The sequence below is a fragment of the Pseudoalteromonas sp. SK18 genome (assembly GCF_001974855.1).
Lineage (GTDB): Bacteria > Pseudomonadota > Gammaproteobacteria > Enterobacterales > Alteromonadaceae > Pseudoalteromonas.
In genome coordinates, this window is sequence record NZ_MTQB01000049.1 from 1 (window position 1) to 3,131 (window position 3,131).

The window sequence follows — 3,131 nt, forward strand, 5'->3', positions numbered from 1 at the left end:
CTCCACAATAAAAAAAAAGCGGGGCGCTGTAGGCAAGTTAATGGGGGTTTCTTGGTGGAGCTATGGGCGCGTGACGGTTGATAAAATCGAATAGTTAGCTCCCTGCACTGCACATTGCTGCAAGCAGACAATGATCGCTGATTTAGTTCAGGGAAACACTGCTGCTTGCAGCAATGTGCAGTGCAGGGAGCTAACTATTCGATTTTATCAACCGTCACGCGCCCATAGCTCCACCAAGAAACCCCCATTAACTTGCCTACAGCGCCCCGCTTTTTTTTTATTGTGGAGCTGGTTGGTTTGCCCGTGTAACCACTGTATTTACTTGCTGTAGGTGTCGATTGTTTCTGGCCGTCGTAGGCTGCCCCGTATGCGCGATCCCTTTTTTCAGGCACCTTCTGGGGGCTAGATTGCAGCGCACACGAAAACTCGACTCCAAATGTGCGAAGGTGGGTTGAATAGTTGATTTTTTTCTTAGAATTTTAGGTAGGTATATTGCTCTTGCTGAGCGTCTTTATTATACTTAGTCTGAATTCGTAGAGGTAGCGTCAACTATCTTTACCACGGTGCAGGGTTGTTTCAGCAACGCCTGACCACATAAAAACCGCGCAAGCGGTTTTTTTGTATCTGCGTCAATGCTATATCAGCATTTTAAAAAGATCATCAAAAATGTGATTATTTATCAAAATAACCTTTTCACACCTAATTTAACTCAAACATAAAAAAGCAGCTGATAGCCCACACTGAATTTTATGTTAAATACCTTTTCTCGGCTAAAATAGCCTTAAAACCTGCACTTAACAGAGCTTTTCAAGCCGTTAACCCGTTAATTTAAGGGTAAGTTACTTTTCGTAATGCGTGCACTCTTCAACACTTTGCCTTTGGCCATGATCTATCAAACAAGAAAAGTCCCAATACACCTGCTGATTATTTGAATTTCTTTGCTTACTGTATTTACCATGCTTACAATCTAGGCATGTTTTCCCGCTCTCTAGTTCTCTCAGTGGCTCTGTAATGCGTTTTTGTTGCTTCAGTTTTGTATCGTTCGCTAAGCTGCTCAAAGACTCGTGTAGTTCGCTGAACTGCGTCTCGTAGTCTGTTTGTAGCTGCTTGAGTGATTGCAGCAATTGTTGTTCTAGCTCTGTCATTTTTTTCTAGCTCCCTTTTTATTTCTCTTCCCAGGTATTTTCGATATTGATCACGTCCAGGACTGGCAAGTCCAAGTCCAAGTTCGCTTGAAGCACCATTCCGCCCAGCAGAGCGATCAGCAAGGACGCGATCAATAGCGCTAGCTTGATTCCCTTGTACTGGTTCAAGTGTTGCTGATTCAGCTCTCGAATAGCGTTTCTCGTTTCGCTCGCGCTTTTTACTACTTCCGTATTGATAAATTTGTTTAAACTCTTGAATTCTTTGCTCACGGCCTGCTTTGTAAGCTCGGTTTGCTGCTTCGAGTTCGTCTCCAAGCTCTGTGCTAGCTCTGAAAGATGAGTCATAAATAGCCCCTTTAAGTCGTATATTTTGCCCGCCTTGCGGGCTTTTAATTGAAATTGATTTAGGTGTTTGTCTGGCTATCTCAAAGCCTGCATTTTCCAATGCTGCTGTAATTTCATCTCTATTTTTAACGAGCCCATTCTTAGCCATGTTTGTTAAAGTACCCGTAATACTTTCAACAGCTTGTTTTTTATCCCTCGGTAAATCTCGCGCTTGCGTCAAAATAGATTTGTTTTTGGGGTCGTGAGGATCTTTGAACCCTCCTGCATCATTGAAGAGTTGCTGCCATGCATTCATCATTTTATTTTCGCCTTTGTGAAAATAAGGCTGGTAACGTTTACCGCTTTGAAGCTCGACATTAGGAATTAAAAAATTTAATTCCAACCGGCCTTTGTCCATGTGCTGAATCCACGTTATGTCATATTGGTCGCGTTCTAACCCAGCAAAAACAGTGCTTTCAAATGAATCCATGATCACGTTTTTAGTTTTATCTGATATGTCTTTTTCTGCGAATGAAAGGCAACCAGATGTGTAGTTCCTCGCGAAATTTAAACCATTTATATTTTCAACTGTTTGCTCAAGGTCGCCACGTATAACACTTGCAAATTCTCTATCACGATTTTTACCCATGAGATAATCAGCTGGGCCACTTCCCCCACCTCGGCCGCGCCGAAAGAAACGAACAATCACTTTTGAGTACTCCAGCTCTGGCTGATTTGTTTTAAATTTTTATCAATTGATGAGAGATAAGAAATTATTTGAAGAGAATCACCGGCTTTAATTTCGGAGCTGTTAACTTGCCGTGCAATCTGATTAATATTATTTCCAATACCTGAAAGTTGCCGCTGCAAAACAGGATCAACTTTTGGGTATTCTTGCTTAGCCGACACTTCTAAATTTAGAGAAACCGATCTCATATAATCGGCCAACATTGAAAAACCCGCTTTTTCTTTTTGGTTGTTCAACGCTGAAAATTCACTTTCATTAACTCTAATTTTTATAGATTTAGTTCGTTTTTCATCGGTCATTTTTACACCTATTTTTGATGTTCGGGTTATAAAATCGCACACGATTTTTAGGGGTTAAGGGGAGAATCCCCTTACCAGTCACAAAGGAGAACGAGCGGAGCGAGAGACCCCTTTGTGCGTACTGGCTAAACCTCCCCCTTCAAATCACCATTAGTGTCTTGTTAAAGATTTGCGTATACAATTTGAGAGTAGAGAGAGAGAAAAAATGAAACAATGAAAAAGTGAGTATTTGTAAAAATAATTGGGATGGGGGGTAAGCTCACTGTGGACAAAGTTGGACAACAAAGAGACGTTGACCACACTTTGACACACAGCCGCTTAAGAAGCATCAGAGTGATTTAAATATCCGCTCCGCTTCAATAAGGTTTTTTTTTAATTTAATAAGACAAGTCCCCTAACGGGCGCGGATAAGGATGTCGGCTAACGCCTCCGTGTTTACCCCTGCTGCAAGCAGCAGTGTTTCCCTGAACTAAATCAGCGATCATTGTCTGCTTGCAGCAATGTGCAGTGCAGGGAGCTAACTATTCGATTTTATCAACCGTCACGCGCCCATAGCTCCACCAAGAAACCCCCATTAACTTGCCTACAGCGCCCCGCTTTTTTTTTATTGTGGAG

General features: G+C 42.0%; 3 protein-coding genes and 1 pseudogene. All 4 read right to left on the minus strand.

Features of this window, described 5'->3' with window-relative positions:
• Window positions 1-839 precede the first annotated feature (839 nt).
• Complete coding sequence (locus tag BW139_RS18670; protein WP_076920565.1) at window positions 840-1,145, minus strand: MbeD/MobD family mobilization/exclusion protein; 306 nt, start codon at window positions 1,143-1,145, stop codon at window positions 840-842.
• Window positions 1,146-1,163: 18 nt separating this feature from the next.
• Window positions 1,164-1,490 (minus strand): MbeB family mobilization protein, encoded by a 327-nt coding sequence (locus tag BW139_RS18675; RefSeq protein WP_076920566.1) that lies wholly within the window; start codon window positions 1,488-1,490, stop codon window positions 1,164-1,166.
• 280 nt (window positions 1,491-1,770) lie between these two features.
• Window positions 1,771-2,118, minus strand: a pseudogene (locus BW139_RS18700) (relaxase/mobilization nuclease domain-containing protein); the annotation flags it as partial.
• A gap of 56 nt (window positions 2,119-2,174) precedes the next feature.
• On the minus strand, window positions 2,175-2,516 hold the full coding sequence (locus BW139_RS17990; RefSeq protein ID WP_076920567.1) for a MobC family plasmid mobilization relaxosome protein: 342 nt from the start codon (window positions 2,514-2,516) through the stop codon (window positions 2,175-2,177).
• Window positions 2,517-3,131 lie beyond the last annotated feature (615 nt).